The following is a 21,687-nucleotide window of genomic DNA, read 5'->3' on the forward strand; positions in this document are numbered from 1 at the left end:
GCGGGCGAGTGCCGCTACAGGCCGTTGTTGTGGGGGGTCTTGCTTTGCGAGCGCAGGAAAAGGCGCGAGACGGTCTGGGCCGTCTGGGCGCGCATCTCGGCATCGCCCGCGCGCAGCTCGGCCAGGGTGCCGTGCAGCATCTTTTGTGTGAGGCCGCGCGAGAGGGCTTCGAGTACGGCGTCCACGTCCTCGCCCTTGGCCAGCAGCTTCTTGGCGCGGGCGATTTCCAGCGCGCGCCATTCGTCCGTCTGGGCGTTGAGCTGCTGGATCAGCGGCACCACGCCGCCCTCGGCAGCCGCGGGGCTGCGCAACTCCATCCAGTGCATGAAGCTCTGCACACCGGCATCGATGATGGCCTCGGCCTGCGCCACGGCGGCCTGACGGTTGGCCTGCGCGGTCTGCACTACGGTGGCCAGGTCGTCCACGGTGTACAGGTAGACGTCGCCCAGGGCTTTCACCTCGGGCTCGATGTCACGCGGCACAGCCAGGTCCACCATGAAGATGGGGCGGTGGCGGCGCTTCTTAAGCGCGCGCTCCACAGCGCCCAGGCCGATGATGGGCAGGCTGCTGGCGGTGCAGCTGATGACGGCGTCGAACTCGTGCAGGCGCTCGGGCAGATCGGCCAGGCGCATCACTTCGCCGCCAAAGCGGGTGGCGAGCTTTTCGCCACGCTCCAGCGTGCGGTTGGCAATGGCGATGGCCTTGGGGTTCTTGGCGGCGAAGTGCGTGGCGCACAGCTGGATCATCTCGCCCGCGCCCACAAACAGCACACGGATCTTGGAGAGGTCTTCAAACAGCTGGCTGGCCAGGCGCACGGCGGCGGCGGCCATGCTGATGCTGTGTGCGCCAATCTCGGTGCTGGTACGCACCTCCTTGGCCACGGCAAAGCTGCGCTGGAACAGCTGGTTGAGCGTGGTGCCCAGGGCGCCAGCTGTCTCCGCAGCGCGCACCGCGTCTTTCATCTGCCCCAGAATCTGGGCCTCGCCCAGCACCATGGAATCGAGGCCGCTGGCCACGCGGAATGCGTGGCGTGCGACGAGGCTGTCTTCCAGCGTGTAGGAGTGCGAGCGCAGTAGCGCGGGGCTCACGCCACCGCTTTGGGCCAACCAGCCCAGTGTGTGGTCCATGGCCGGCGCCTCGGCCGCGCAGTAAATCTCGGTGCGGTTGCAGGTGGAAATGATGGCGGTTTCCACGCCGGGGTGCCGGGTGTTACTGCCCAGCGACTGGCGCAAACCCTGCAATGTGGGCGCAATCTGGTCGAGCGCAAACGCAAACCGGCCACGCAGATCGAGCGGCGCGGTGGTGTGGTTGATGCCGAGGGCCCAGACTGCCATAAGCTGCAATTATAAAATTGTTGGCCCGAACAGGCGGCCTTGCTTGTTCAAGCCTTGATTTGGGTCAATTCCATGGGTCCGCTGGACATCGCCAACCACCTCCTCAACTTTGTTGCACCCGCTGCCGCTGTGGCGCTCGTGCTGGTGCTTTCGGGCCGCCTGGTGGGCTCGCGCAGCGCCTCTGCGATGTCGGTGTGGCTGCGTGGGGCGATTCTGTTTGCCGTGGGGGTGGCGGTGCTCGCTGCAGGGCTGGTGCTGTGGGGGCGCGACGGCAAGATGCTCACCTATGCCGCGCTGGTCGTGGCCTGCGCCACCTGCCAGTGGGTGCTGGTGCGGGGCTGGAAGGCCTGAAGCTTTCAGCAAGCCTTCACATGTTTTGAGGGTTTTCGAGGGGTGCTCTGGAGGGCTGCCGCGCCCTGGCGTCTGATAGCCTCTTTGCATCTTCCCATGCGGCCGCCATGGTCCGCGTCGGCGGAGGCGGCAAGCATCCCTCACACCCATAACCAAAGCTGGAGACAACCCCATGAAGCTGCTGCGTACCTGCATCACCCTGGCCGCAGGCCTGGCCTTGTCTGCCGCCGTGCATGCGCAGGCGTTTCCGTCCAAGCCGGTTCGTATCGTGGTGGGCTTCCCCGCCGGCGGGCCGCTGGACCAGCATGCGCGCCTACTGTCCGACAAGCTGCAGACCGTGCTGGGCCAACCCGTGGTGATGGATTACAAGGCCGGTGCCGGTGGCACCGTAGGCGCACAGGAGGTCATGAGAGCGCCCCCGGACGGCCACACCATCATGCTCGCCAACACGGGGGTGATGGTCATCAACCCCGCCCTGTACAGCCGCCTGCCCTACGCGACCCTGAAGGACTTTGTGCCCGTGGCGCGCACGGCCATGCAGCCGCTGGCCTTGCTGGTCAACCCCAGCGTGCCCGCGAAGAACCTGCAGGAGTTCATGGCCTATGCCAAGTCGCGGCCCGGTCAGGTCAACTTTGGCTCGGCGGGCAATGGCGGCATCAGCCACCTGGTGCCTGAGATGTTCAAGACGGCCACGGGCCTATTCATGGTGCACATCCCCTACCGGGGCAGCGCGCCCGCGTTCACCGACCTCATGGGCGGGCAGGTGCAGTTCATGGCCGAGAGCATTCCGCAGGCTGCGTCGTACCACAAGCAAGGCAAGGTGCGCGCCCTGGCCGTGACCAGCAAGGAGCGCAACCCCGCGCTGCCCGAGGTGCCCACGGTGATCGAGAGCGGTATCAAAGGCTTTGAGGTGGTGGGCTTCTACGGTTTTCTGGCGCCTGCAGGCACGCCCAAGGACGTGGTCAACAAGCTCAGTGACGCCTTTGGCCAGGTGCTGCAGATGCCCGACGTGCGCAACCGCATGGTGAGCCAGGGCGCAGACCCGGCGTTTCTGGGCGCGGACGACTTTGCCAAGTTCCTGGCCGCCGAGATGCCGCGCTGGGCGGATGCCGTCAAGAAGTCCGGCGCGAAGATGGATTGACCCCCTGAGGCGCTAAGCGCCTTCCCCCTGAAGGGGGACGCCACCGGTGGCCCGGTGAGGCCGGCCCACGGTGGCCGCTGGATTGGGAGGGGGGGTGTTTTGCTGAAGTGGTGCCCTATGGCTTGGCAGGCGAGAAAAAATCCACTCGGTCGGTGATGATGCCGTCAGTCCCCAGCGCGATGAGGCGCTGCGCTGCCCAGTCGTCATTCACCGTATAGCTCAGCGTACGCATGCCCATGCCGTGCACTTGGGCTACCAGGGCCTGATCCCACAGCGCGTGGTTGCACACGATGGCCACGCAGCCGAGCGCCTGGGCTTTGTCAAAACACCCGTCCCACAGCGCGTCGATGAGCAGCGCGCGGGGTATCTGTGGGGCGGTGGCCATGGCACCGGCCAGTGCCTCGGGCTTGAATGACGAGAACAGGGGCGGCACAGGCTGGCCTTGCCACAGCCGTGCGGCGTATTCACCTACCACGCGGCCAGTCACTTCTTCCTGCCCCGGCGTGGGCTTGATCTCGATGTTCAGGAAAAAACCGTTGGCGATGCAGTAGCGCGCCAGGTTCTCCAGCGTGGGCAGGGGTTCGCCCGCGTAGCTGCGAGAGTGCCAGCCGCCGGCGTCCAGCTGGGCGAGCTCGGCCCAGGGCCGGTCGCCGCCGGTGCCGTGGCGGTTGGTCGTGCGCTCCAGCGTGGCGTCGTGCATCAGAAAGGGCACGCCGTCGGCACTCAGCTTGGCGTCGCACTCGAACATGCGGTAGCCGTACTGGGCGCCCAGCCGGAACGCGGCCAGGGTGTTTTCAGGGGCCAGCTTGCCAGCGCCGCGGTGGGCGATCCAGCGGGGGTAGGGCCACGGGACGAGGGGGGACGAGGGTGCGCTCATGCGGGTTCACCAAATTTCAGCAGGTTGCCGTGGGGGTCGATGACGAACATCTCCTTCATGCCCCAGGGCTGGACGGTAGGGGGCGCCAGTTGCAGGCCCCGTGCCGTGAAATCCGCGTGCAGCAAGTCAGTGTCTGCACGCACGTAGCACGAGGTGTTTTCTGCAATGTGGCGCTCGGTGCAGTGCCAGAAGTGCAGTTCGCACCCGTCGCGCTGCAGGATCAGGTAGTGGTCCATCTCCAGCAGCGCGGTGAAGCCCAGCCGTTCGACGTAGAACTGCCGGGTTTCCGCCAGGTGCAGCGAGGCCAGCACCGGCACGGTGGCGAGAATGCCTTGCCCGGCGCGGACGGCTTCACCCGGCTGCACAGGCTCAGCCGGGGATGCGTTTGCCCGTGGTGGCATCGAACGCATGCAGGCGGTCGGGGCGCGGCAGCACATGGATCACCGCGTCGGGCTGCGGCGCGTGGGTGCCTTCCTCCACGCGCACGATGATCTGCTCGCCGTTGAGGCGGCCGTAGATCAGGCGCTCGGCGCCCAGCAGCTCCACGGTTTCGACCGTGACCGCCCAGCCCTCGCTGCCCACGTCCAGATGCTCGGGGCGGATGCCGAGGATGGTGCCCGGCTTGGCGCCCGGGGCGTTCTTGAGCAGGTTCATGGGAGGCGAGCCGATGAAGCTGGCCACGAAGGTGGAGGCGGGCGTGTGGTAGACCTCTTCGGGCGTGCCGAACTGTTCCATGTTGCCCGCGTTCATCACGATCATGCGCTGGGCCAACGTCATGGCCTCGACCTGGTCGTGCGTCACGAACAGGCTGGTGATGCCCAGCTCGCGGTGCAGCTTCTGGATCTCCAGGCGGGTCTGGGCGCGCAGCTTGGCGTCCAGGTTGGACAGCGGCTCGTCAAACAAGAAGACTTGCGGCTGGCGCACGATGGCGCGGCCCATGGCCACGCGCTGGCGCTGGCCGCCCGACAGTTCGCGCGGCTTGCGCTCCAGCAGGTGCGAGAGTTCGAGGATCTTGGCGGCCTTGTCCACGCGGCGCTGGATTTCTTCCTTGGGCACCTTGGCGATCTTCAGGCCGTAGGCCATGTTCTCGTAGTTCGTCATGTGCGGGTACAGCGCGTAGTTCTGGAACACCATGGCGATGTCGCGCTGGGCGGGTTCCAGGTCGTTGACCACGCGGTCGCCGATGCGCAGTTCGCCGCCGGAGATTTCTTCCAGGCCCGCCACCATGCGCAGCAGGGTGGACTTGCCGCAGCCCGAGGGACCGACGATGACGACGAATTCGCCGTCCTTGATCTCGGCGTTCACGCCGTGGATGACCTGGTTGGCCTTGGGGCCCACGCCGTAGCGCTTGACGATGTTGCGAAGAGAGAGGGATGCCATATGTGCAATGAATTTGATAGCTACAGGGGCTTATTGAACAAGCGCTTGCAGGGGTTTTCTCTTATTTTTCGGTATCCACCAGGCCTTTGACGAACCAGCGCTGCATCACCACTACCACAAAGGCGGGCGGCAGCATGGCCAGCAGGGCCGTGGCCATCACGATGTTCCACTCGTTGCCCGCGTCGCCGCCGGCCAGCATGCGCTTGATGCCGATCACCACGGGGTACATGTCCTCGGAGGTGGTCACCAGCAGGGGCCAGAGATACTGGTTCCAGCCGTAGATGAACTGGATCACGAACAGCGCGGCAATCGAGGTGCGCGACAGCGGCACCAGGATGTCCTTGAAGAAGCGCATGGGGCCGGCGCCGTCCACCCGCGCGGCCTCCACCAGCTCATCGGGCACCGTCAGGAAGAACTGCCGGAACAGGAAGGTGGCAGTGGCCGAGGCGATCAGCGGCACGGTCAGGCCCGCGTAGGTGTTGAGCATGCCCAGGTTGGAAACGACCTGGTAGGTGGGCCCGATGCGCACTTCCACCGGCAGCATCAGTGTGATGAAGATCAGCCAGAAGCATATGCCCTTGAAGGGGAAGCGGAAGTACACGATGGCAAACGCCGACAGCAGCGAGATGGCGATCTTGCCCAGGGTGATGACGATGGCGGTGATGAAACTCACCCACATCATGCGGGCCACGGGGGCGCTGGAGCCTGGGCCTGAGCCGCCGCCAAACAGCGCATCGTGGTAGGTCTGCCAGAAGTTGCTGCCGGGCACCATGGGCATGGGCACCTGCACGATGTCCTGCGCCGTGTGCGTGGAGGCCACGAAGGCCAGGTACAGCGGGAAGCCGACGATGATCACGCCCAGCACCATGATGAGGTGCGAGAACGCGGTGAGGTAGGGACTGCGTTCAACCATTTCAGTACTGCACTTTCTTCTCGACGTAGCGGAATTGGATGACCGTCAGCACCACGACGATGGCCATCAGCACCACCGACTGCGCGGCCGAGCCGCCCATGTCCATGGCCTTGAAACCGTCGTGGTAGACCTTGTAGACCAGGATGGAGGTGTCGCGCCCGGGGCCGCCTTGCGTGGTGGAGTCCACGATGGCAAAGGTGTCGAAGAACGCATACACGACGTTGATCACCAGCAGGAAGAACGTCGTGGGCGAAAGCAGCGGGAACTGGATGCTCCAGAACCGGCGCCAGGGGCCGGCGCCGTCGATGGCGGCAGCTTCGATCAGCGACTTGGGGATGGACTGCAGGCCTGCGAGGAAAAACTGGAAGTTGTAGGAGATCTGCTTCCACACTGCAGCAATCACGATCAGCGTCATCGCGTGGTCGGAGTTGAGCATGTGGTTCCAGTCAAAGCCCGACTGGCGCAGCATGTACGCCACCACACCCAGCGAGGGGGAGAACATGAACATCCACAGCACACCGGCCACTGCAGGGGCCACGGCGTAGGGCAGCAGCAGGGCGGTCTTGTAGACGATGGCGCCCTTGATGATGCGGTCGGCAAAGATCGCGAGGATCAGCGACAGGCCAATGCCCACCACTGCCACCAGGATCGAAAAGAAGGCCGTGGTCTTGAAGGATGCCAGGTAGCCTGGGTCCTCGAACAGGGCCTTGAAGTTGTCCAGCCCCACCCATTCGGTGGACATGCCAAAGCTGTCCTGCATCTGGAACGACTGCACCAGGGCTTGGCCTGCGGGCCAGAAGAAGAACACGCTGATGATGACAAGCTGCGGCGCCAGAAGCACCCAGGGCAGCCATGCAGAGCGGAAAAGTACGCGTTTTTCCATGACGAAACTCTCAAAAAGAAAACCCCGCCGCCCCGTGAACCATGCTGGTTGACGGGGCGGCGGGCTTTCGATGTCACCCTGCTGTGGGGCGGGGTAACACCGACAGATGGTGGACCGTACTTACTTGTTGGCGCGTGCGAAGCGGGCCAGTTGTTCGTTGCCACGGGTCACAGCGGTGTCCAGGGCTTCCTTGGGCGACTTCTTGCCCGACCAAATTTGTTCGGTTTCCTCGTCGATGATCGTGCGGATCTGCACGAAGTTGCCCAGGCGGATGCCGCGCGACTTGTCGGTGGCCTTGCGGATCATCTGCGTCACGGCCACATCGGTGCCGGGGTTCTTGTCATAGAAACCGGAGGCTTCGGTGAGCTTGTACGCGCCCATGGTCACAGGCAGGTAGCCCGTGCGCTGGTGGCTGGCGGCCTGCACCTTGGTGTCGTTCAGGAAGTTCAGGAAGCTGGCCACGCCCTTGTATTCCTCGGGCTTCTTGCCGGCCATCACCCACAGGCTGGCACCACCGATGGCGGTGTTCTGGGGGGCACCCTTCACGTCAGGGTAGTAGGGCAGGGTGGAGATGCCGTAGGCAAACTTGGCTTCCTTGGCCACGCGGGCGTACAGGCCCGACGAGCCGGTGATCATGGCGCATTCACCGGAGGGGAAGGATGCATCGGCGGTGTTGTTGCGGCCCTTGTAGACGAAGCTGCCTTCCTTGGAGGCCTTGGCCAGGTTCTCGAAGTGGCGCACGTGCAGGGGGGTGTTGATCTGCAGCTGGGCGTCGTTGCCATCAAAGCCGTTGTTCTTCGATGCGAACAGAGTGTTGTGCCACAGCGAGAAGCTCTCCAGCTGCGTCCAGCTCACCCAGCTGGTGGTGAAGGGGCAGCTGTGGCCGCTGGCCTTCAGCTTGGAGGCAGCAGCGAACACTTCGGGCCAGGTCTTGGGCGGCTTGTCGGCGTCCAGGCCGGCCTTCTTGAAGGCGTCCTTGTTGTAATAGAAGATGGTGGTGGAGCTGTTGAGCGGGTAGCTCAGCATCTGGCCGTTGGGGGCGGTGTAGTAACCGGCCACTGCGGACACGTATTCGGTGGGCTCAAACTTGAAGCCTGCGTCGTTCAGCACCTTGGCCGCAGGCACGATGGCGCCCTTGCTGGCCATCATGGTGGCGGTGCCCACTTCAAACACCTGCAGGATGTGGGGGGCATTGCCGGCGCGGAAGGCGGCGATGGCGCCGGTCATCGATTCGTCATACTGGCCCTTGTACGTGGGAACCACCTTGTACTGGGTCTGGCTGGCGTTGTATTGCTTGGCCAGGTCATTGACCCAGTCGCCCAGCGCTGCACTCATCGAGTGCCACCATTGGATCTCAATGGGAGCCTGCGCTTGTGCAGGCACGCAGACCGACATGGCAACAGCAGCACAGACCGCCAGAAGCTTCGTTTTCATGAATATTTCCTCCGAGGATGACGAAAAGCACAAGGGCCGGATGCTATGCAGCCTTTGTGACATTGATATGTCGTTGTCGCATGACCTCGCGGCATGCATCAACCGGGGAAACCCCTTGGGTTACCCGTGAGGGGTGCGATTGTGACCTTTTTGTGACAAGGTGTGGCGCATTTGCCGAGGCTTGCAAGGTTTTGTGCAATGCACCATGCTGGTGACTGTTCACCTGCGTGGGCACCCTCGGTTCGTTCGCGCCGTCGCGCGCCGGACGTTTCCTTCTTTCACCCCTTCTCCTTCATCGCCATGGCCACCAATTCGCTCGACAAGAACAAGATCAAGTTTCTGCTGCTCGAAGGCATCCACTCCTCCGCAGTGGATGTGATCCGGGCGGCGGGCTATACGCAGATCGAGACGGTGTCCGGTGCGCTGCCGGACGAGGAACTCAAGCGCAAGATCGCCGATGTGCACTTTGTGGGCATCCGTTCGCGCACCCAGCTCACGGAAGAGGTGTTGGCCCAGGCCCACAAGCTGGTGGCTGTGGGCTGCTTTTGTATTGGCACCAATCAGGTGGACCTGAACGCCGCGCGTGAGCGGGGCATTGCGGTGTTCAACGCGCCTTACTCCAACACCCGCTCTGTGGCCGAGCTGGTGCTGGCCGAGGCCATCCTGCTGCTGCGCGGGGTGCCCGAGAAGAACGCCGTGGCGCATCGGGGCGGCTGGCTCAAGAGCGCCGACAACGCCTACGAGATCCGCGGCAAGACCCTGGGCATCGTGGGTTATGGCTCCATTGGCACGCAGCTGTCGGTGCTGGCCGAGGCGCTGGGCATGCACGTGGCCTTCTTTGATGTGGTCAACAAGCTGCCCCTGGGCAATGCGCGGCAGGTGCAGCACCTGCACGACCTGCTGGGCCAGAGCGACATCGTGAGCCTGCACGTGCCCGAGCTGCCGTCCACCGAGGGCATGATCGGCGCCGCCGAGATCGCTGCCATGAAACCCGGCGGCATCCTCATCAACGCCGCGCGCGGCACGGTGGTGGATATTGAGGCGCTGGCTGCGGCCCTCCAGGCCAAGAAGCTGCTGGGCGCTGCCATCGACGTATTCCCGGTCGAGCCGCGCACCAACAAGGATGAGTTTGTATCGCCCCTGCGCGGGCTGGACAACGTGATCCTGACCCCGCACATCGGTGGCTCCACCATGGAGGCGCAGGCCAACATCGGCCTGGAAGTGGCCGAGAAGCTGGTGAAGTACAGCGACAACGGCACCAGCACCTCGTCGGTCAACTTCCCCGAGGTGGCGCTGCCGGCCCACCCCGGCAAGCACCGTTTGCTGCACATCCACCGCAACGTGCCGGGCGTGCTGTCCGAGATCAACCGCATCTTCTCGGACAACGCCATCAATGTCTCGGCCCAGTACCTGCAGACCAACGAGAAGATCGGCTATGTGGTGATCGACATCGACGCTGCCTCGTCCGACCTGGCGCTGGACAAGCTGGCCCGGGTGAGTGGCACCCTGCGCAGCCGCGTGCTGTTCTGAGGCTCTGGCAGGGCTGCTTCGGCTCGGCCGGGCAGCCCTGGCACGGCAAGCCATAGGCCGGTGGCTTAAAATCGCGCCCCCACCCCAGGTAGACCCCCATGAATGTACCGATCGCGCTGGCGGCCTTGCAGACGCAGGCCGCTGAGCCTGCCCGACTGCGAGAAATTCCCTATAACTACACCTCGTTCTCCGACCGGGAGATCGTGATCCGGCTGCTGGGCTCCGCCTCCTGGGAGGTGCTGGACCAACTGCGCAAAGAGCGCCGCACGGGCCGCTCGGCTCGCATGCTGTATGAGGTGCTGGGCGATATCTGGGTGGTGCAACGCAACCCCTACCTGCAGGACGACCTGCTGGACAACCCCGGCCGCCGCAAGCTGCTGGTCGATGCGCTGAACCATCGGCTGGCCGAGATTGAAAAGCGCCGCACCCCCGCCGACGACGCCGACCGCGACCGCCTCGTGGGCGAGCTGGTCGTCGCCGCGCGCCGTGCGGTGGCCGAGTTCAACGCCACCTTCGAGCAGGCCGCGCAGCTGCGCCGCCAGATCCAGAAAACCCTGGGCCGCCTCACGGCCAAGGACAACATCAAGTTCGACGGCCTCTCGCGCGTGTCCCACGTGACCGATGCGACCGACTGGCGCGTCGAGTACCCCTTTGTGGTGCTCACGCCCGACACCGAGGCAGAGATGGCGGGCCTGGTCAAGGGCTGTATCGAACTGGGCCTGACCATCATTCCCCGTGGGGGCGGCACCGGCTACACCGGCGGCGCGATCCCGCTGACGTGGAAGAGCGTGGTCATCAACACCGAAAAGCTCGAAGCCATGACCGAGGTGGAGATGCGCCGCCTGCCGGGCCTGGACCGCGAGGTGGGCACGGTGTGGACTGAAGCCGGTGTGGTCACCCAGCGCGTGGCCGATGCGGCTGAGCGCGCGGGCTTTGTGTTTGCGGTGGACCCGACCAGTGCCGAGGCATCGTGCATTGGCGGCAACATCGCCATGAACGCAGGCGGCAAAAAGGCCGTGCTGTGGGGCACTGCGCTGGACAACCTGGCCAGTTGGCGCATGGTCACGCCCGACGCCCAGTGGCTGGAGGTGACCCGCCTGGACCACAACATGGGCAAGATCCATGACGTAGAGGTCGCCACCTTCGAGCTGCAGTACTTCGAGGCCGATGGCAAGACGCCCGTGCGCACCGAGCGGCTTGAAATTCCGGGCCGCACCTTCCGCAAGGAAGGCCTGGGCAAGGACGTGACGGACAAGTTCCTGGCGGGCCTGCCCGGCATCCAGAAGGAAGGCTGCGACGGCCTCATCACCAGCGCGCGCTGGGTGGTGCACCGCATGCCCGAGCACACGCGCACCGTATGCCTGGAGTTCTTCGGCAACGCCAAGGACGCCGTGCCCAGCATCGTCGAGATCAAGGACTTCATGTTCGCCGAGCAAAAGCGCAGTGGCGTGCTGCTGGCGGGCCTGGAGCATCTGGATGACCGCTACCTGAAGGCTGTGGGCTACGCCACCAAGAGCAAGAAGGGCAACGGCGGCCTGCCCAAGATGGTGCTGATTGGCGACATTGCCGGTGACAACGCCGATGACGTGGCCCGCGTGACCAGCGAGGTCGTGCGCCTGGCCAACACCCGCAGCGGCGAAGGCTTCGTGGCCATCACAGCCGATGCGCGCAAGAAGTTCTGGGCCGACCGCAAGAAGACGGCGGCCATCAGCCGCCACACCAACGCCTTCAAGATCAACGAAGACGTGGTGATCCCGCTGCCACGCATGGCCGAGTACACCGACGGCATCGAGCGCATCAACATCGAACTGAGCCTGCGCAACAAGCTCAAGCTGTGCGACGCGCTGACCGAGTTCTTCGAGCGTGGCAACCTGCCCCTGGGCAAGCACGACGCCGACGACGAGGTGCCTTCGCCCGAGCTTCTGCAAGACCGCGTGGCCCAGGCCATCGCCCTGGTCGAAGAGGTGCGCGCCCTGTGGCAGGGCTGGCTGCACGATGTGGAAACCCTGTTCCCCCAGCTGCAGGACCACACGCTGCGTGCCAGCTGGAAGACCCAGCTGCGTGCGCCGCTGCAAGGCATCTTCACCGGTGCGGCGTTCAAGCCCATCCTGGACGAGGCCGTGGCCATCCACAAGCGCGTGCTCAAGGGCCGCGTGTGGGTGGCGTTGCACATGCATGCGGGCGACGGCAACGTGCACACCAACATCCCCGTCAACAGCGACGACTACGAGATGCTGCAGACGGCGCACGAGGCCGTGGCGCGCATCATGGTGCTGGCGCGCAGTCTCAACGGCGTGATCTCGGGCGAACACGGCATTGGCATCACCAAGCTGGAGTTCTTAACCGACGACGAGTTGCGTCCCTTTGCCGAATACAAGCGCAAGGTGGACCCGGAAGGCCGCTTCAATAAAGGTAAATTGCTCCGAAATCAGGAGCAATCAGGGCATGTTTCACTGGCGCTTGGTGCCGATTTGGCCTCAGAACCTGCGCTGCATGCTGATCTGACCAACGCCTACACGCCCAGCTTCGGGCTGATGGGCCACGAGTCGCTGATCATGCAGCAGAGCGACATCGGCGCCATTGCCGATTCGGTCAAGGACTGCCTGCGCTGCGGCAAGTGCAAGCCCGTGTGCTCCACGCACGTGCCGCGCGCCAATTTGCTCTACAGCCCGCGCAACAAGATCCTGGCCACCTCGCTGCTGGTCGAGGCTTTTTTGTACGAAGAGCAGACCCGCCGGGGCGTGAGCATCAAGCACTGGCAGGAGTTTGAGGACGTGGCCGACCACTGCACGGTGTGCCACAAGTGCGAGAGCCCTTGCCCGGTGAAGATCGACTTCGGCGACGTCACCATGAACATGCGCAACCTGCTGCGCAAGATGGGCAAGAAGACCTTCCGCCCCGGCAACGCGTTGGCGATGACCATGCTCAACGCCACCAACCCCGACACCATCAAGCTGATGCGCTCGGCCATGGTGGACGTGGGCTTCAAGGTCCAGCGCATGGCGGTGGACCTGCTGCGCAAGGTGGGCCGCAAGCAGACGGCCAAGCCGCCGGCCACGGTGGGCACGGCTCCGATCAAGGAGCAGGTGATCCACTTCATCAACAAGAAGCTGCCCGGCGGCCTGCCCAAGAAGACGGCGCGTGCGCTGCTCGACATCGAAGACAAGGACTACGTGCCGATCATCCGCAACCCGCAGGCCACCACGGCCGAGACGGAGGCGGTGTTCTACTTCCCGGGCTGCGGGTCAGAGCGCCTGTTCTCGCAGGTGGGCCTGGCAACCCAGGCCATGTTGTGGCACGCGGGCGTGCAGACGGTGTTGCCGCCGGGCTACCTGTGCTGCGGCTACCCCCAGCGCGGCTCCGGCCAGTTCGACAAGGCCGAGAAGATGATCACGGACAACCGCGTGCTCTTCCACCGCGTGGCCAACACACTCAACTACCTGGACATCAAGACCGTGGTGGTGAGCTGCGGCACCTGCTACGACCAGCTGCAGGGCTACGAGTTCGACAAGATCTTCCCGGGCAGCCGCATCATCGACATCCACGAGTACCTGCTCGAAAAGGGCATCCAGCTGCAAGGCAAGGGCGCCTACCTGTACCACGAGCCCTGCCACAACCCCATGAAGCAGCAGGACTCGATGAAGACGGTGAAGGCGCTGGTGGGTGAACAGGTGCTCAAGAGCGACCGCTGCTGCGGCGAGTCGGGCACGCTGGGTGTGACTCGGCCCGACGTGTCCACGCAGGTGCGCTTCCGCAAGGAAGAAGAAATCCGCAAAGGCGAGGCCAAGCTGCGCGAGAGCGGTGCAGTGGGTGCCCAGGACAACGTGAAGATCCTCACCAGCTGCCCTAGCTGCCTGCAGGGCCTGAACCGCTACGAAGGCGACCTGAACAACGGCCTGCTCGAAGCCGACTACATCGTGGTCGAGATGGCGCGCGAGATTCTGGGCGAGAACTGGATGCCCGAGTACGTACACCGTGCCAACAACGGCGGCATTGAGCGGGTGCTGGTCTGATGGCCTGCCCCTTGTGCGCTGAAGACGGCGGCGCATTGGTCTGGCGTGGCGAGCGCCTGCGTGTCATCCGCGCGCAGGAGGTGGGTTTCCCCGCCTTCTACCGCGTGGTGTGGAACGTGCACGTGGCTGAGTTCTCGGACCTGACTGCCGCCGACCGCGTGCACTGCATGGAGGCGGTGACGCTGGTGGAGCAAGCCCTGCGCCAGCACCTGGCGCCCACCAAGGTCAACATCGCGGCCCTGGGCAACATGGTGCCGCACCTGCACTGGCACGTGATTGCGCGGTTTGACTGGGACAGCCACTTCCCGGCCCCGGTATGGGCCGCTGCGCAGCGGCCCAGCCCGGCCGAGCAAGAGGCCGCCGTGCGGGCCCTGTTGCCCGCGCTGGAGGCTCAGCTGCAGTCTCAGCTGGCGCAGTGGGCCGCCCGGTAACCTTGCTGGCAGCTTGTGCCGGGGCGGGTGGGACAATGGCAGCCGTCGTTTCTGACAACAGTTTTCTCAAGGTGATTCCATGGCAGGTTTGAAAGCGGGCGCTCCCACGCCGCAGGCCCTGACGGTGCATGAACAGTCGCGCGTGCTGGAAGTGGGCTTTTCGGATGGCGCCACGTTCCGCATTCCGTTCGAGCTGATGCGCGTGTACTCGCCCTCGGCCGAAGTGCAGGGCCACGGCCCGGGGCAAGAGGTGTTGCAGACGGGCAAGCGCAATGTGGCGCTGGTCAACCTGGAGCCCGTGGGCAACTACGCCGTCAAGCCCACGTTCTCTGACGGGCACGACAGCGGCATCTTCACCTGGGACTACCTCTACGAGCTGGGCCAGAAGCAGGACGCACTGTGGGCGCAGTACACCGAGCGGCTGGCTGCGGCCGGGGCCGATCGCGACGCGCCCATGGCGCCCAAGGGTGGTGCAGGGGGCCATGCCTGCGGCGGCCACTGAAGCTGCGCGCAGAAGCGCCGGGGTGCCAGGCACCTTCAGCTGCACAAGCCCCTGTTCATCAAGGTGCTATTGAAAATATAGCTGTCAGCGCAATATTTGCTTGCGCTAGCGGCTGGTTTTGTTTCAATAGCGTTCTCCAAATTGCGACAGATGCCCCAATTCAGTGCGGGGTTGTCGCTGTACCTCTGGCGTTCACGCGCCTAGCATGATTCTTATGAGCACCACGCATTTCGGTTTTCAGTCGGTGGACGAGCAGGAAAAGGCACGCCGCGTGCGCGGTGTGTTCGATTCCGTGGCCTCCAAATACGACGTGATGAACGACCTCATGTCGGCGGGCCTGCACCGCGCCTGGAAGGCTTACACCGTGATGGTGGCCAACCTACGCGAAGGCAGCCAGGTGCTGGACATTGCCGGTGGCACGGGTGACCTGGCGCTGGCGTTTTCCAAGAAGGTGGGCGCCTCGGGCCGTGTGGTGCACACCGACATCAACGAAGCCATGCTGCGCGTGGGCCGTGACCGGCTCATCAACGAGGGCGTGGTGCTGCCCACGCTGGTCTGTGACGCCGAAAAGCTGCCGTTCCCCGACGCGCATTTCGATGTGGTGAGCGTGGCCTTTGGCCTGCGCAACATGACCCACAAGGACCAGGCGATTGCCGAGATGTGCCGCGTGCTCAAGCCCGGCGGCAAGCTGCTGGTGCTGGAATTTTCCAAGGTGGCCAAGCCTCTGGAGAAGGTGTACGACTGGTACTCGTTCAAGGTGTTGCCCCAGCTGGGCAAGCTGGTGGCGGGCGACGACGCCAGCTACCGCTACCTGGCCGAGTCCATCCGCATGCACCCGGGGCAGGAAGAACTCAAAAGCCTCATGCAAAAAAATGGTTTTGGGCATGTGGACTATCACAACATGACGGGGGGAATTGTCGCCCTCCATGTTGGAATCAAGTGCTGAGCGGTTTGCTCGGTCGATAACGGAGACGGAGAAGTCATGATGAAACTGTGGTCTGTGGTGTTGGTCGCGATGCTGGCGTTTGCACACGCCGATGCCGACGCCGCGCGGCGACTGGGTGGTGGCAAATCGGTGGGCAAGCAGTCCAGCAACGTGACGCAGCGCGAGGCGGCCACGCCGCCCGCTGCACCGGGCGCACCCGCACAGAGTGCGACCAACACGGCGGCGGCCGCCAAGCCTGCCACCGCTACGCCGGCAGCAGCCCCGGCCGCTCCGGCCAAGAAGCCCTGGGGCGCCATGCTGGGCGGCCTGGCAGCGGGGCTGGGTCTGGCCTGGCTGGCGCACTCGCTGGGTCTGGGCGCAGGCTTTGCCAACATCCTGATGATTGCGCTGCTGGCGCTGGCGGCGTTTGCCATCTTCAAGATGGTCATGCGGTCGCGCAACGGTGGCGGAAATGGCTCAGGCAACGCGGCGGGTGGTGCTCCGTTCGCATTCCAGGGCGCGGGGGCCGCAATGCCTGCCGCTGCGCAGGTGCCTCCGCAGTACAGCCCCAACAACGTGGGCAACGACGCATCGGCCCGCCCCTGGGAGCGCAGCAGCATGGCGTTTGACGCCTCGCGTGCTGGTCAGGGGGGCGTGGGCTCGGGTGTGGTGATCGGCTCGGGCCTGTCGGGCTCGCAGAACTGGGGTGTGCCCGCAGACTTCGACACCGAGGGTTTCCTGTCGGCCGCCAAGCGCAACTTTGTGACCCTGCAAGGCGCGTGGGACCGGTCGGACATCGCAACCCTGCGGTCCATGATGACGGACAACATGCTCGATGAAATCCGCACCCAGCTGGCCGAGCGCGAAGCCCACCGGGGCACGCAGCCGAACCACACCGATGTGGTGATGATCGAGGCGCAGCTGCTGGGCATCGAAGACCTGGGCGATGGCTACATGGCCAGCGTCGAGTTCTCCGGCATGATCCGTGAGGAGCCCTCGGCCGGGCCCAGCCCGTTCCGGGAGGTCTGGAACATGACCAAGCCCAAGACCGGCAACACCGGCTGGCTGGTGGCTGGCGTGCAAGCGCTGCAGTAAACGCAGCCCATGGGGCCCCTGCGGTTCAGGGGCATTCCAGTTCAGGGAATAATCGGGGACTATGGCAACACCACAGTCCCCTTTTCCTTTTCTGGACGGCCTCTTCGAGCGCCTGGCCGCTGGCCCGCAGCCCCCGCAATGGCTGGTCCACGAAGTGCAGCAACGCCTGGTGCTGTTTCTCAACCATGTGCTGATGCAGGAAAAAGAGGCCACGGACCGGCTGGTGCGCCAAAAAGGCCGCATCGCGCGGGTGCAGTGGCGGGCCTATTCCCTGTCGCTGGTTATTACCCCGGCCGGCCTGCTCAATCTGGCGCCCGAATCCGCGGTGCCCGACCTGCGGCTGGAAGTGACCGACACCTCTCCTTTCACTCTGGCCCAGGCCGCGTTGCGGGGCGATAAGCCGTCCATCCGCATTGAAGGTGACGTGCAACTGGCGGCCGAGATCAACTGGCTGGTGGACCATGTGCGCTGGGATGTGGAAGAAGACCTGGCCCGCGTGATCGGCGATGCCCCTGCACACACGCTGGCGCAGTTTGCCAGCCGGGCGGCACAGACATTGCGCCAGTTTGTGGGTTCGCGCATGGCCGCCGCCAGCGCGGCGTCTTCCTCGGTGGTGGTTGCGACGGCACCGGTGGCGCCCGGCGCTCCGGCGGCCGCACCGCTGTCACCCTCGGGTGGTTCGGACCGGGCCGACGCATGAAGCGCTTCTTGCGGGGGGCTGCCATCCTGTGGGTGGTGTTCCGGTTCGGCCTGGATGGCTTGCTGCTCGACAGCTTCAACAAGCCCTGGCTGCGCATGATTTCGCGCATCGTGTCCATCGGGCGCAATCTGGATGCGCCGCGTGGCCAGCGCCTGCGGGAGGCACTGGAGAGCCTGGGCCCCATCTTCGTCAAGTTCGGCCAGGTGCTGTCCACCCGCCGCGACCTGTTGCCGCCCGACATTGCCGACGAACTGGCCCGCCTGCAGGACCGCGTGCCGCCGTTCGACCCCGATATTGCCATCGCCACTATCGAGCGTGCGTTCCGCCGCCCGGTGGACGAGGTGTTCACCTCCTTCGACCGCATACCGGTGGCCAGCGCGTCCATCGCCCAGGTGCATTTCGCTACGCTGCGTGACCGCCAGGGCATTGAGCGCGAGGTGGCCGTCAAGGTGCTGCGCCCCGGCATGCTGCCGGTGATCGAGAAGGACCTGAGCCTCATGCGCATGATGGCGGGCTGGGTGGAGAGCCTGTCGGCCGACGGCAAGCGCCTCAAGCCCCGCGAGGTGGTGGCCGAGTTCGACAACTACCTGCACGACGAGCTGGACCTGGTGCGCGAGGCTTCCAACGCGGCCCAACTGCGCCGCAACATGACCGGGCTGGATCTGGTGCTGATCCCCGAGATCTTCTGGGACTTCTGCCACCCCGAGGTCATGGTGATGCAGCGCATGAAGGGCGTGCCCATCAGCCAGATCGACCGCTTGCGTGAGGCGGGGGTGGACATCCCCAAGCTGGCGCGCGACGGCGTGACCATCTTCTTCACCCAGGTGTTCCGCGACGGGTTCTTCCACGCCGACATGCACCCGGGCAACATCCAGGTGAGCCTGGAGCCCGCTACGTTCGGCCGCTACATCTCGCTGGACTTCGGCATCGTGGGCACGCTGACCGAAGTGGACAAGGAATACCTGGCGCAGAACTTTGTGGCGTTCTTCCGGCGCGACTACAAGCGCGTGGCCGAGCTGCACATCGAAAGCGGCTGGGTACCGCCCGAAACGCGGGTCAACGATCTCGAATCGGCCATCCGCGCCGTGTGCGAGCCGTACTTTGACCGCCCGCTCAAGGAAATCTCGCTCGGGCTGGTGCTGATGCGCCTGTTCCAGACCTCGCGCCGCTTTCACGTCGAGATCCAGCCCCAGCTGGTGCTGCTGCAAAAAACCTTGCTCAATATCGAGGGCCTAGGCCGCGAGCTGGACCCGGACCTGGACCTGTGGAGCACGGCCAAGCCGTTCCTCGAAAAGTGGATGCTGGAACAGATGGGCCCCCAGCGCTTGTGGCGCGAGTTGCGCGCCGAAGCGCCGCACTACGCCAAGCTGCTGCCCGAGCTGCCGCGCCTGATCTACGACGCGCTGCGCCAGCGCCCCGCAGACCACCAGCCTGCCTTGCGCGAGCTGCTGGAGGCGCAAAAACGCACCAACCGGCTGCTGCAAGGCATCATTTTTGCTGGGGTGGGGTTTGTGCTGGGCTTGCTGCTCATCCAACTGCTGATCAGAATCCGGCTTTTCTGACGATCTGCAGGCCCGGCATCCCGTTGGGGAGGAATGCCGGGAGCGCAGATCGGATTCCTTCACCACAACCGACCGAGACAAAAAGAGAGAGGAGCGCGCTGTGCTGCTGACCCTGGTTATCGTTTACCTGCTGATCACCATCGGCATCGGCCTGTTGGCAGCCCGGCGCGTCAAGAACGCTGCGGACTTCGCCATCGCCGGGCGCCACCTGCCGCTGTACATGATCATCACCACCACGTTCGCGACGTGGTTCGGGTCAGAGACCGTGCTGGGCATTCCCGCCAAGTTCATCGAGGGAGGTCTGGGCAATGTGGTGGAAGACCCCTTCGGCGCGGGCTTCTGCCTGATCCTGGTGGGCCTGTTCTTTGCAGGCAAGCTGTACCGCATGACGTTGCTCACCATCAGCGACTACTACCGCGAACGCTATGGCCGCACGGTGGAAATCGTCTGTTCGCTGATCATCATGCTGAGCTACCTCGGCTGGGTCTCCGCGCAGGTCACGGCGCTTGGCCTGGTGTTCAACCTGCTGTCCGGTGGCGCCATCAGCATCCCGGTGGGCATGACGATTGGCGTGGTGTCGATCCTGGCGTACACGCTGTTCGGCGGCATGTGGTCGGTGGCGGTCACGGATTTCATCCAGATGATCATTCTGGTGGTGGGGCTGGCGGTCATCGCCATGTTTGCGGGCAACATGGCCGGCGGCGCTGACAAGGTGATCGAGTTCGCATCGAACCGTGAACTGTTCCGGTTCTTGCCGGAGCCGAAGTTCCACGACGTGGTGTTCTTCATTGCGGCGGGCCTGACCATGATGTTCGGCTCCATCCCGCAGCAGGACGTGTTTCAGCGCGTGATGTCGGCCAACAACATCCAGGCCGCCACGCGGGGGCCCGTGATCGGCGGCATCTGCTACATCCTGTTCGCCTTCGTGCCCATGTTCCTGGTGGCCAGCGCGCTCATCATCATGCCCACGGAAACGGCGGCGCTGCTCAAGGACGACCCGCAAAAGGTGCTGCCCACGCTGGTGCTGGAGAAGATGCCCTTCGTGATGCAGGTGCTGTTCTTTGGGGCCCTGCTGTCGGCGCTCAAGTCCACGGCCTCGGCCACGCTGCTGGCGCCGAGCGTCACCTTCACCGAGAACATCTGGCGCCAGTTCCGCCCGCACAGCTCCGACAAGCAGCACCTGCGCACCATGCGCATCACCACCCTCATTTTCAGTGCCTGTGTGCTGGCCTACGCCATCTACATGCAGGGCACTTCCATCTATGAGCTGGTCTCGGGCGCCTACCAGGTGCCATTGGTGGGGGCTTTTGTGCCGCTGGTGTTTGGCCTGTACTGGAAGCGTGCCACCACCCAGGGTGCCATCTTCGCCATCGTGCTGGGTCTGGTCACCTGGCTGCTGTTCCTGGCCACGCCCGCCGGCGCAACCTTCCCGGCGCAGCTTGCTGGCTTGCTGGCCGCACTGGCGGGCATGCTGATCGGCTCTCTGGGCCCTCAGGCTATCCGCAACAGCCACGCCTCCCACCATAAGATGGTTGGGGTCGAGTAACGCAGGGGTGAAGGGGCATGCCGCCTATAATTGAGGGTTTTGCACTTTCCCTCAACACACTGACATGCCTATTTACGCCTACAAATGCGGCTCCTGCGGCCATGCCAAGGATGTGCTGCAAAAAATCTCCGATGCACCCCTGACGGTGTGCCCCGCCTGCGGCGCTGAAGCCTTCTCCAAGCAGGTCACTGCGGCGGGATTCCAGCTCAAAGGTTCGGGCTGGTATGTGACGGATTTCCGGGGGGGCAGCGGGGGCAGCTCCGCTCCCGCAACTGAAGCCAAGTCGGAATCCAAGACCGAGTCTTCTGCATCTGCCAGTGGTGGTGATGCGCCTAAAAAAGAAGCATCCAGCGCAAGTACCACTAGCGCTGGAAGTGCCGGCGGCACTTCTTCCTCTTCGAGCTGAGGACCTGCATGGCTGCCTTGCGCAAATGGCTGTTGACAGGCCTTCTGGTCATCGTGCCCGGTGTCATCACGGCCTGGGTGCTCAACTGGATTGTGAGCACGCTCGACCAGACCCTGCAGATCCTGCCGGGCGCGTGGCAGCCCGACAAGCTGCTCGGGGTGCATGTCCCGGGCTTCGGTGTGGTGCTCACGCTGGCCATCTTGCTGGTGGTGGGTGCCATTGCCAGCAATTTTGCGGGCCGCAAGCTTGTGGAGTGGGGCGATGCGCTGGTGCACCGCATTCCCGTGGTGCGGTCCATCTACTCCAGCGTCAAGCAGGTGTCGGACACGCTGTTTTCCGAGAGCGGCAATGCCTTTCGCAAGGCCGTGCTCGTGCAGTGGCCCCGCGAAGGGGTGTGGACCGTGGCGTTCGTCACGGGTGCTCCCAATGGTGAAGTGGCTGCCTACCTGCGCGACGAGTTCGTCAGCGTATACGTGCCCACCACCCCGAATCCCACCGGTGGGTATTTTGTGATGGTGCGCAAGAGCGACTGTGTCGAGCTCGAAATGAGCGTGGACAGTGCCCTCAAGTACATCGTCTCCATGGGTGTGGTGGCTCCGGCGGACCCCACGCTGCCCCCGCCCAAGTAAGAAAAAAAAGCAATCTCTTTCAACGTCAACGCGCC

Annotated in this window: 20 protein-coding genes; 13 read left to right on the top strand and 7 right to left on the bottom strand. The window is 64.5% G+C overall.

Going from position 1 to position 21,687, the window contains the following annotated elements; translation table 11 throughout:
- Positions 1-14 precede the first annotated feature (14 nt).
- On the bottom strand, positions 15-1,334 hold the full coding sequence (gene hemA, locus ACOYR4_RS05090; protein ID WP_422848839.1) for a glutamyl-tRNA reductase: 1,320 nt from the start codon (positions 1,332-1,334) through the stop codon (positions 15-17).
- Positions 1,335-1,406: 72 nt separating this feature from the next.
- On the opposite strand from hemA, the gene ACOYR4_RS05095 reads away from it, so the two are divergent.
- Both ACOYR4_RS05095 and ACOYR4_RS05100 read left to right on the top strand, forming a co-directional pair.
- Positions 1,407-1,685 (top strand): hypothetical protein, encoded by a 279-nt coding sequence (locus tag ACOYR4_RS05095; protein WP_309826357.1) that lies wholly within the window; start codon positions 1,407-1,409, stop codon positions 1,683-1,685.
- Between the two features lie 172 nt (positions 1,686-1,857).
- Positions 1,858-2,826 carry a Bug family tripartite tricarboxylate transporter substrate binding protein gene (locus ACOYR4_RS05100; protein WP_209817587.1) on the top strand — a complete coding sequence of 323 codons (969 nt, stop codon included), beginning with the start codon at positions 1,858-1,860 and terminating at the stop codon, positions 2,824-2,826.
- A gap of 115 nt (positions 2,827-2,941) precedes the next feature.
- Here the strand turns inward: ACOYR4_RS05100 and ugpQ are convergent, their stop codons facing one another.
- From ugpQ to ugpB, 6 genes are all read right to left on the bottom strand, one after another.
- The gene (ugpQ, locus tag ACOYR4_RS05105; protein ID WP_422848840.1) at positions 2,942-3,703 is read right to left on the bottom strand and encodes a glycerophosphodiester phosphodiesterase; all 762 of its coding nucleotides are present in this window, start codon (positions 3,701-3,703) and stop codon (positions 2,942-2,944) included.
- The gene (locus ACOYR4_RS05110; RefSeq protein ID WP_310227385.1) at positions 3,700-4,104 is read right to left on the bottom strand and encodes a VOC family protein; all 405 of its coding nucleotides are present in this window, start codon (positions 4,102-4,104) and stop codon (positions 3,700-3,702) included. The genes ugpQ and ACOYR4_RS05110 overlap by 4 nt, the downstream gene beginning before the upstream one ends.
- Positions 4,073-5,083 (bottom strand): sn-glycerol-3-phosphate import ATP-binding protein UgpC, encoded by a 1,011-nt coding sequence (locus tag ACOYR4_RS05115; protein ID WP_015012734.1) that lies wholly within the window; start codon positions 5,081-5,083, stop codon positions 4,073-4,075. Before ACOYR4_RS05115 ends, ACOYR4_RS05110 begins: the two co-directional genes overlap by 32 nt.
- A gap of 61 nt (positions 5,084-5,144) precedes the next feature.
- Entirely contained in the window at positions 5,145-5,996 is an 852-nt protein-coding gene (gene ugpE, locus ACOYR4_RS05120) for a sn-glycerol-3-phosphate ABC transporter permease UgpE (protein ID WP_015012735.1), read from the bottom strand.
- 1 nt (position 5,997) lies between these two features.
- The gene (gene ugpA / locus ACOYR4_RS05125; RefSeq protein ID WP_422848841.1) at positions 5,998-6,879 is read right to left on the bottom strand and encodes a sn-glycerol-3-phosphate ABC transporter permease UgpA; all 882 of its coding nucleotides are present in this window, start codon (positions 6,877-6,879) and stop codon (positions 5,998-6,000) included.
- 120 nt (positions 6,880-6,999) lie between these two features.
- Positions 7,000-8,313: a sn-glycerol-3-phosphate ABC transporter substrate-binding protein UgpB gene (gene ugpB, locus ACOYR4_RS05130; RefSeq protein WP_110959697.1), complete on the bottom strand. Its 1,314-nt coding sequence runs from the start codon at positions 8,311-8,313 to the stop codon at positions 7,000-7,002.
- Between the two features lie 300 nt (positions 8,314-8,613).
- Between ugpB and serA the strand changes: the two genes are divergently transcribed.
- The 11 genes from serA to ACOYR4_RS05185 all read left to right on the top strand — a co-directional run bounded on the left by serA (position 8,614) and on the right by ACOYR4_RS05185 (position 21,652).
- Positions 8,614-9,843, top strand: coding sequence for a phosphoglycerate dehydrogenase (serA, locus tag ACOYR4_RS05135; RefSeq protein WP_422848842.1), 1,230 nt, complete (start codon positions 8,614-8,616; stop codon positions 9,841-9,843).
- A 98-nt stretch (positions 9,844-9,941) separates the two neighbouring features.
- Positions 9,942-13,856, top strand: coding sequence for a DUF3683 domain-containing protein (locus tag ACOYR4_RS05140; protein WP_422848843.1), 3,915 nt, complete (start codon positions 9,942-9,944; stop codon positions 13,854-13,856).
- Positions 13,856-14,287 (top strand): HIT family protein, encoded by a 432-nt coding sequence (locus ACOYR4_RS05145; protein ID WP_422848844.1) that lies wholly within the window; start codon positions 13,856-13,858, stop codon positions 14,285-14,287. The genes ACOYR4_RS05140 and ACOYR4_RS05145 overlap by 1 nt, the downstream gene beginning before the upstream one ends.
- A 79-nt stretch (positions 14,288-14,366) precedes the next feature.
- Entirely contained in the window at positions 14,367-14,789 is a 423-nt protein-coding gene (locus tag ACOYR4_RS05150; RefSeq protein WP_015012741.1) for a gamma-butyrobetaine hydroxylase-like domain-containing protein, read from the top strand.
- A 214-nt stretch (positions 14,790-15,003) separates the two neighbouring features.
- A complete protein-coding gene (gene ubiE, locus ACOYR4_RS05155) occupies positions 15,004-15,735 on the top strand; it encodes a bifunctional demethylmenaquinone methyltransferase/2-methoxy-6-polyprenyl-1,4-benzoquinol methylase UbiE (protein WP_015012742.1) in 732 nt (243 codons plus the stop codon).
- Positions 15,736-15,771: 36 nt separating this feature from the next.
- A complete protein-coding gene (locus ACOYR4_RS05160; protein WP_422848845.1) occupies positions 15,772-16,809 on the top strand; it encodes a Tim44 domain-containing protein in 1,038 nt (345 codons plus the stop codon).
- A gap of 61 nt (positions 16,810-16,870) precedes the next feature.
- A complete protein-coding gene (locus tag ACOYR4_RS05165; RefSeq protein ID WP_422848846.1) occupies positions 16,871-17,509 on the top strand; it encodes a hypothetical protein in 639 nt (212 codons plus the stop codon).
- On the top strand, positions 17,506-19,071 hold the full coding sequence (gene ubiB, locus ACOYR4_RS05170) for a ubiquinone biosynthesis regulatory protein kinase UbiB (RefSeq protein WP_422848847.1): 1,566 nt from the start codon (positions 17,506-17,508) through the stop codon (positions 19,069-19,071). The genes ACOYR4_RS05165 and ubiB overlap by 4 nt, the downstream gene beginning before the upstream one ends.
- Positions 19,072-19,171: 100 nt before the next feature.
- A complete protein-coding gene (locus tag ACOYR4_RS05175) occupies positions 19,172-20,617 on the top strand; it encodes a sodium:solute symporter family protein (protein WP_060985625.1) in 1,446 nt (481 codons plus the stop codon).
- Positions 20,618-20,681: 64 nt separating this feature from the next.
- On the top strand, positions 20,682-21,023 hold the full coding sequence (locus ACOYR4_RS05180) for an FmdB family zinc ribbon protein (protein ID WP_015012746.1): 342 nt from the start codon (positions 20,682-20,684) through the stop codon (positions 21,021-21,023).
- Between the two features lie 8 nt (positions 21,024-21,031).
- Positions 21,032-21,652: a DUF502 domain-containing protein gene (locus tag ACOYR4_RS05185; RefSeq protein ID WP_015012747.1), complete on the top strand. Its 621-nt coding sequence runs from the start codon at positions 21,032-21,034 to the stop codon at positions 21,650-21,652.
- Positions 21,653-21,687 lie beyond the last annotated feature (35 nt).

It is taken from the genome of Acidovorax sp. M14 (assembly GCF_049331375.1).
Classification (GTDB): domain Bacteria; phylum Pseudomonadota; class Gammaproteobacteria; order Burkholderiales; family Burkholderiaceae_C; genus Acidovorax.

Bases quoted from the DNA above. Each gene is read 5' to 3' on its own strand.
- hemA (WP_422848839.1), bottom strand. From the start codon at position 1,334: ATGGCAGTCTGGGCCCTCGGCATCAACCACACCACCGCGCCGCTCGAT.
- ubiB (WP_422848847.1), top strand. From the start codon at position 17,506: ATGAAGCGCTTCTTGCGGGGGGCTGCCATCCTGTGGGTGGTGTTCCGG.
- serA (WP_422848842.1), top strand. From the start codon at position 8,614: ATGGCCACCAATTCGCTCGACAAGAACAAGATCAAGTTTCTGCTGCTC.
- ACOYR4_RS05165 (WP_422848846.1), top strand. From the start codon at position 16,871: ATGGCAACACCACAGTCCCCTTTTCCTTTTCTGGACGGCCTCTTCGAG.
- ugpQ (WP_422848840.1), bottom strand. From the start codon at position 3,703: ATGAGCGCACCCTCGTCCCCCCTCGTCCCGTGGCCCTACCCCCGCTGG.
- ACOYR4_RS05145 (WP_422848844.1), top strand. From the start codon at position 13,856: ATGGCCTGCCCCTTGTGCGCTGAAGACGGCGGCGCATTGGTCTGGCGT.
- ACOYR4_RS05110 (WP_310227385.1), bottom strand. From the start codon at position 4,104: ATGCCACCACGGGCAAACGCATCCCCGGCTGAGCCTGTGCAGCCGGGT.
- ACOYR4_RS05115 (WP_015012734.1), bottom strand. From the start codon at position 5,083: ATGGCATCCCTCTCTCTTCGCAACATCGTCAAGCGCTACGGCGTGGGC.
- ACOYR4_RS05185 (WP_015012747.1), top strand. From the start codon at position 21,032: ATGGCTGCCTTGCGCAAATGGCTGTTGACAGGCCTTCTGGTCATCGTG.
- ugpB (WP_110959697.1), bottom strand. From the start codon at position 8,313: ATGAAAACGAAGCTTCTGGCGGTCTGTGCTGCTGTTGCCATGTCGGTC.
- ACOYR4_RS05180 (WP_015012746.1), top strand. From the start codon at position 20,682: ATGCCTATTTACGCCTACAAATGCGGCTCCTGCGGCCATGCCAAGGAT.
- ugpA (WP_422848841.1), bottom strand. From the start codon at position 6,879: ATGGAAAAACGCGTACTTTTCCGCTCTGCATGGCTGCCCTGGGTGCTT.
- ACOYR4_RS05100 (WP_209817587.1), top strand. From the start codon at position 1,858: ATGAAGCTGCTGCGTACCTGCATCACCCTGGCCGCAGGCCTGGCCTTG.
- ACOYR4_RS05160 (WP_422848845.1), top strand. From the start codon at position 15,772: ATGATGAAACTGTGGTCTGTGGTGTTGGTCGCGATGCTGGCGTTTGCA.
- ACOYR4_RS05095 (WP_309826357.1), top strand. From the start codon at position 1,407: ATGGGTCCGCTGGACATCGCCAACCACCTCCTCAACTTTGTTGCACCC.
- ACOYR4_RS05140 (WP_422848843.1), top strand. From the start codon at position 9,942: ATGAATGTACCGATCGCGCTGGCGGCCTTGCAGACGCAGGCCGCTGAG.
- ACOYR4_RS05150 (WP_015012741.1), top strand. From the start codon at position 14,367: ATGGCAGGTTTGAAAGCGGGCGCTCCCACGCCGCAGGCCCTGACGGTG.
- ugpE (WP_015012735.1), bottom strand. From the start codon at position 5,996: ATGGTTGAACGCAGTCCCTACCTCACCGCGTTCTCGCACCTCATCATG.
- ubiE (WP_015012742.1), top strand. From the start codon at position 15,004: ATGAGCACCACGCATTTCGGTTTTCAGTCGGTGGACGAGCAGGAAAAG.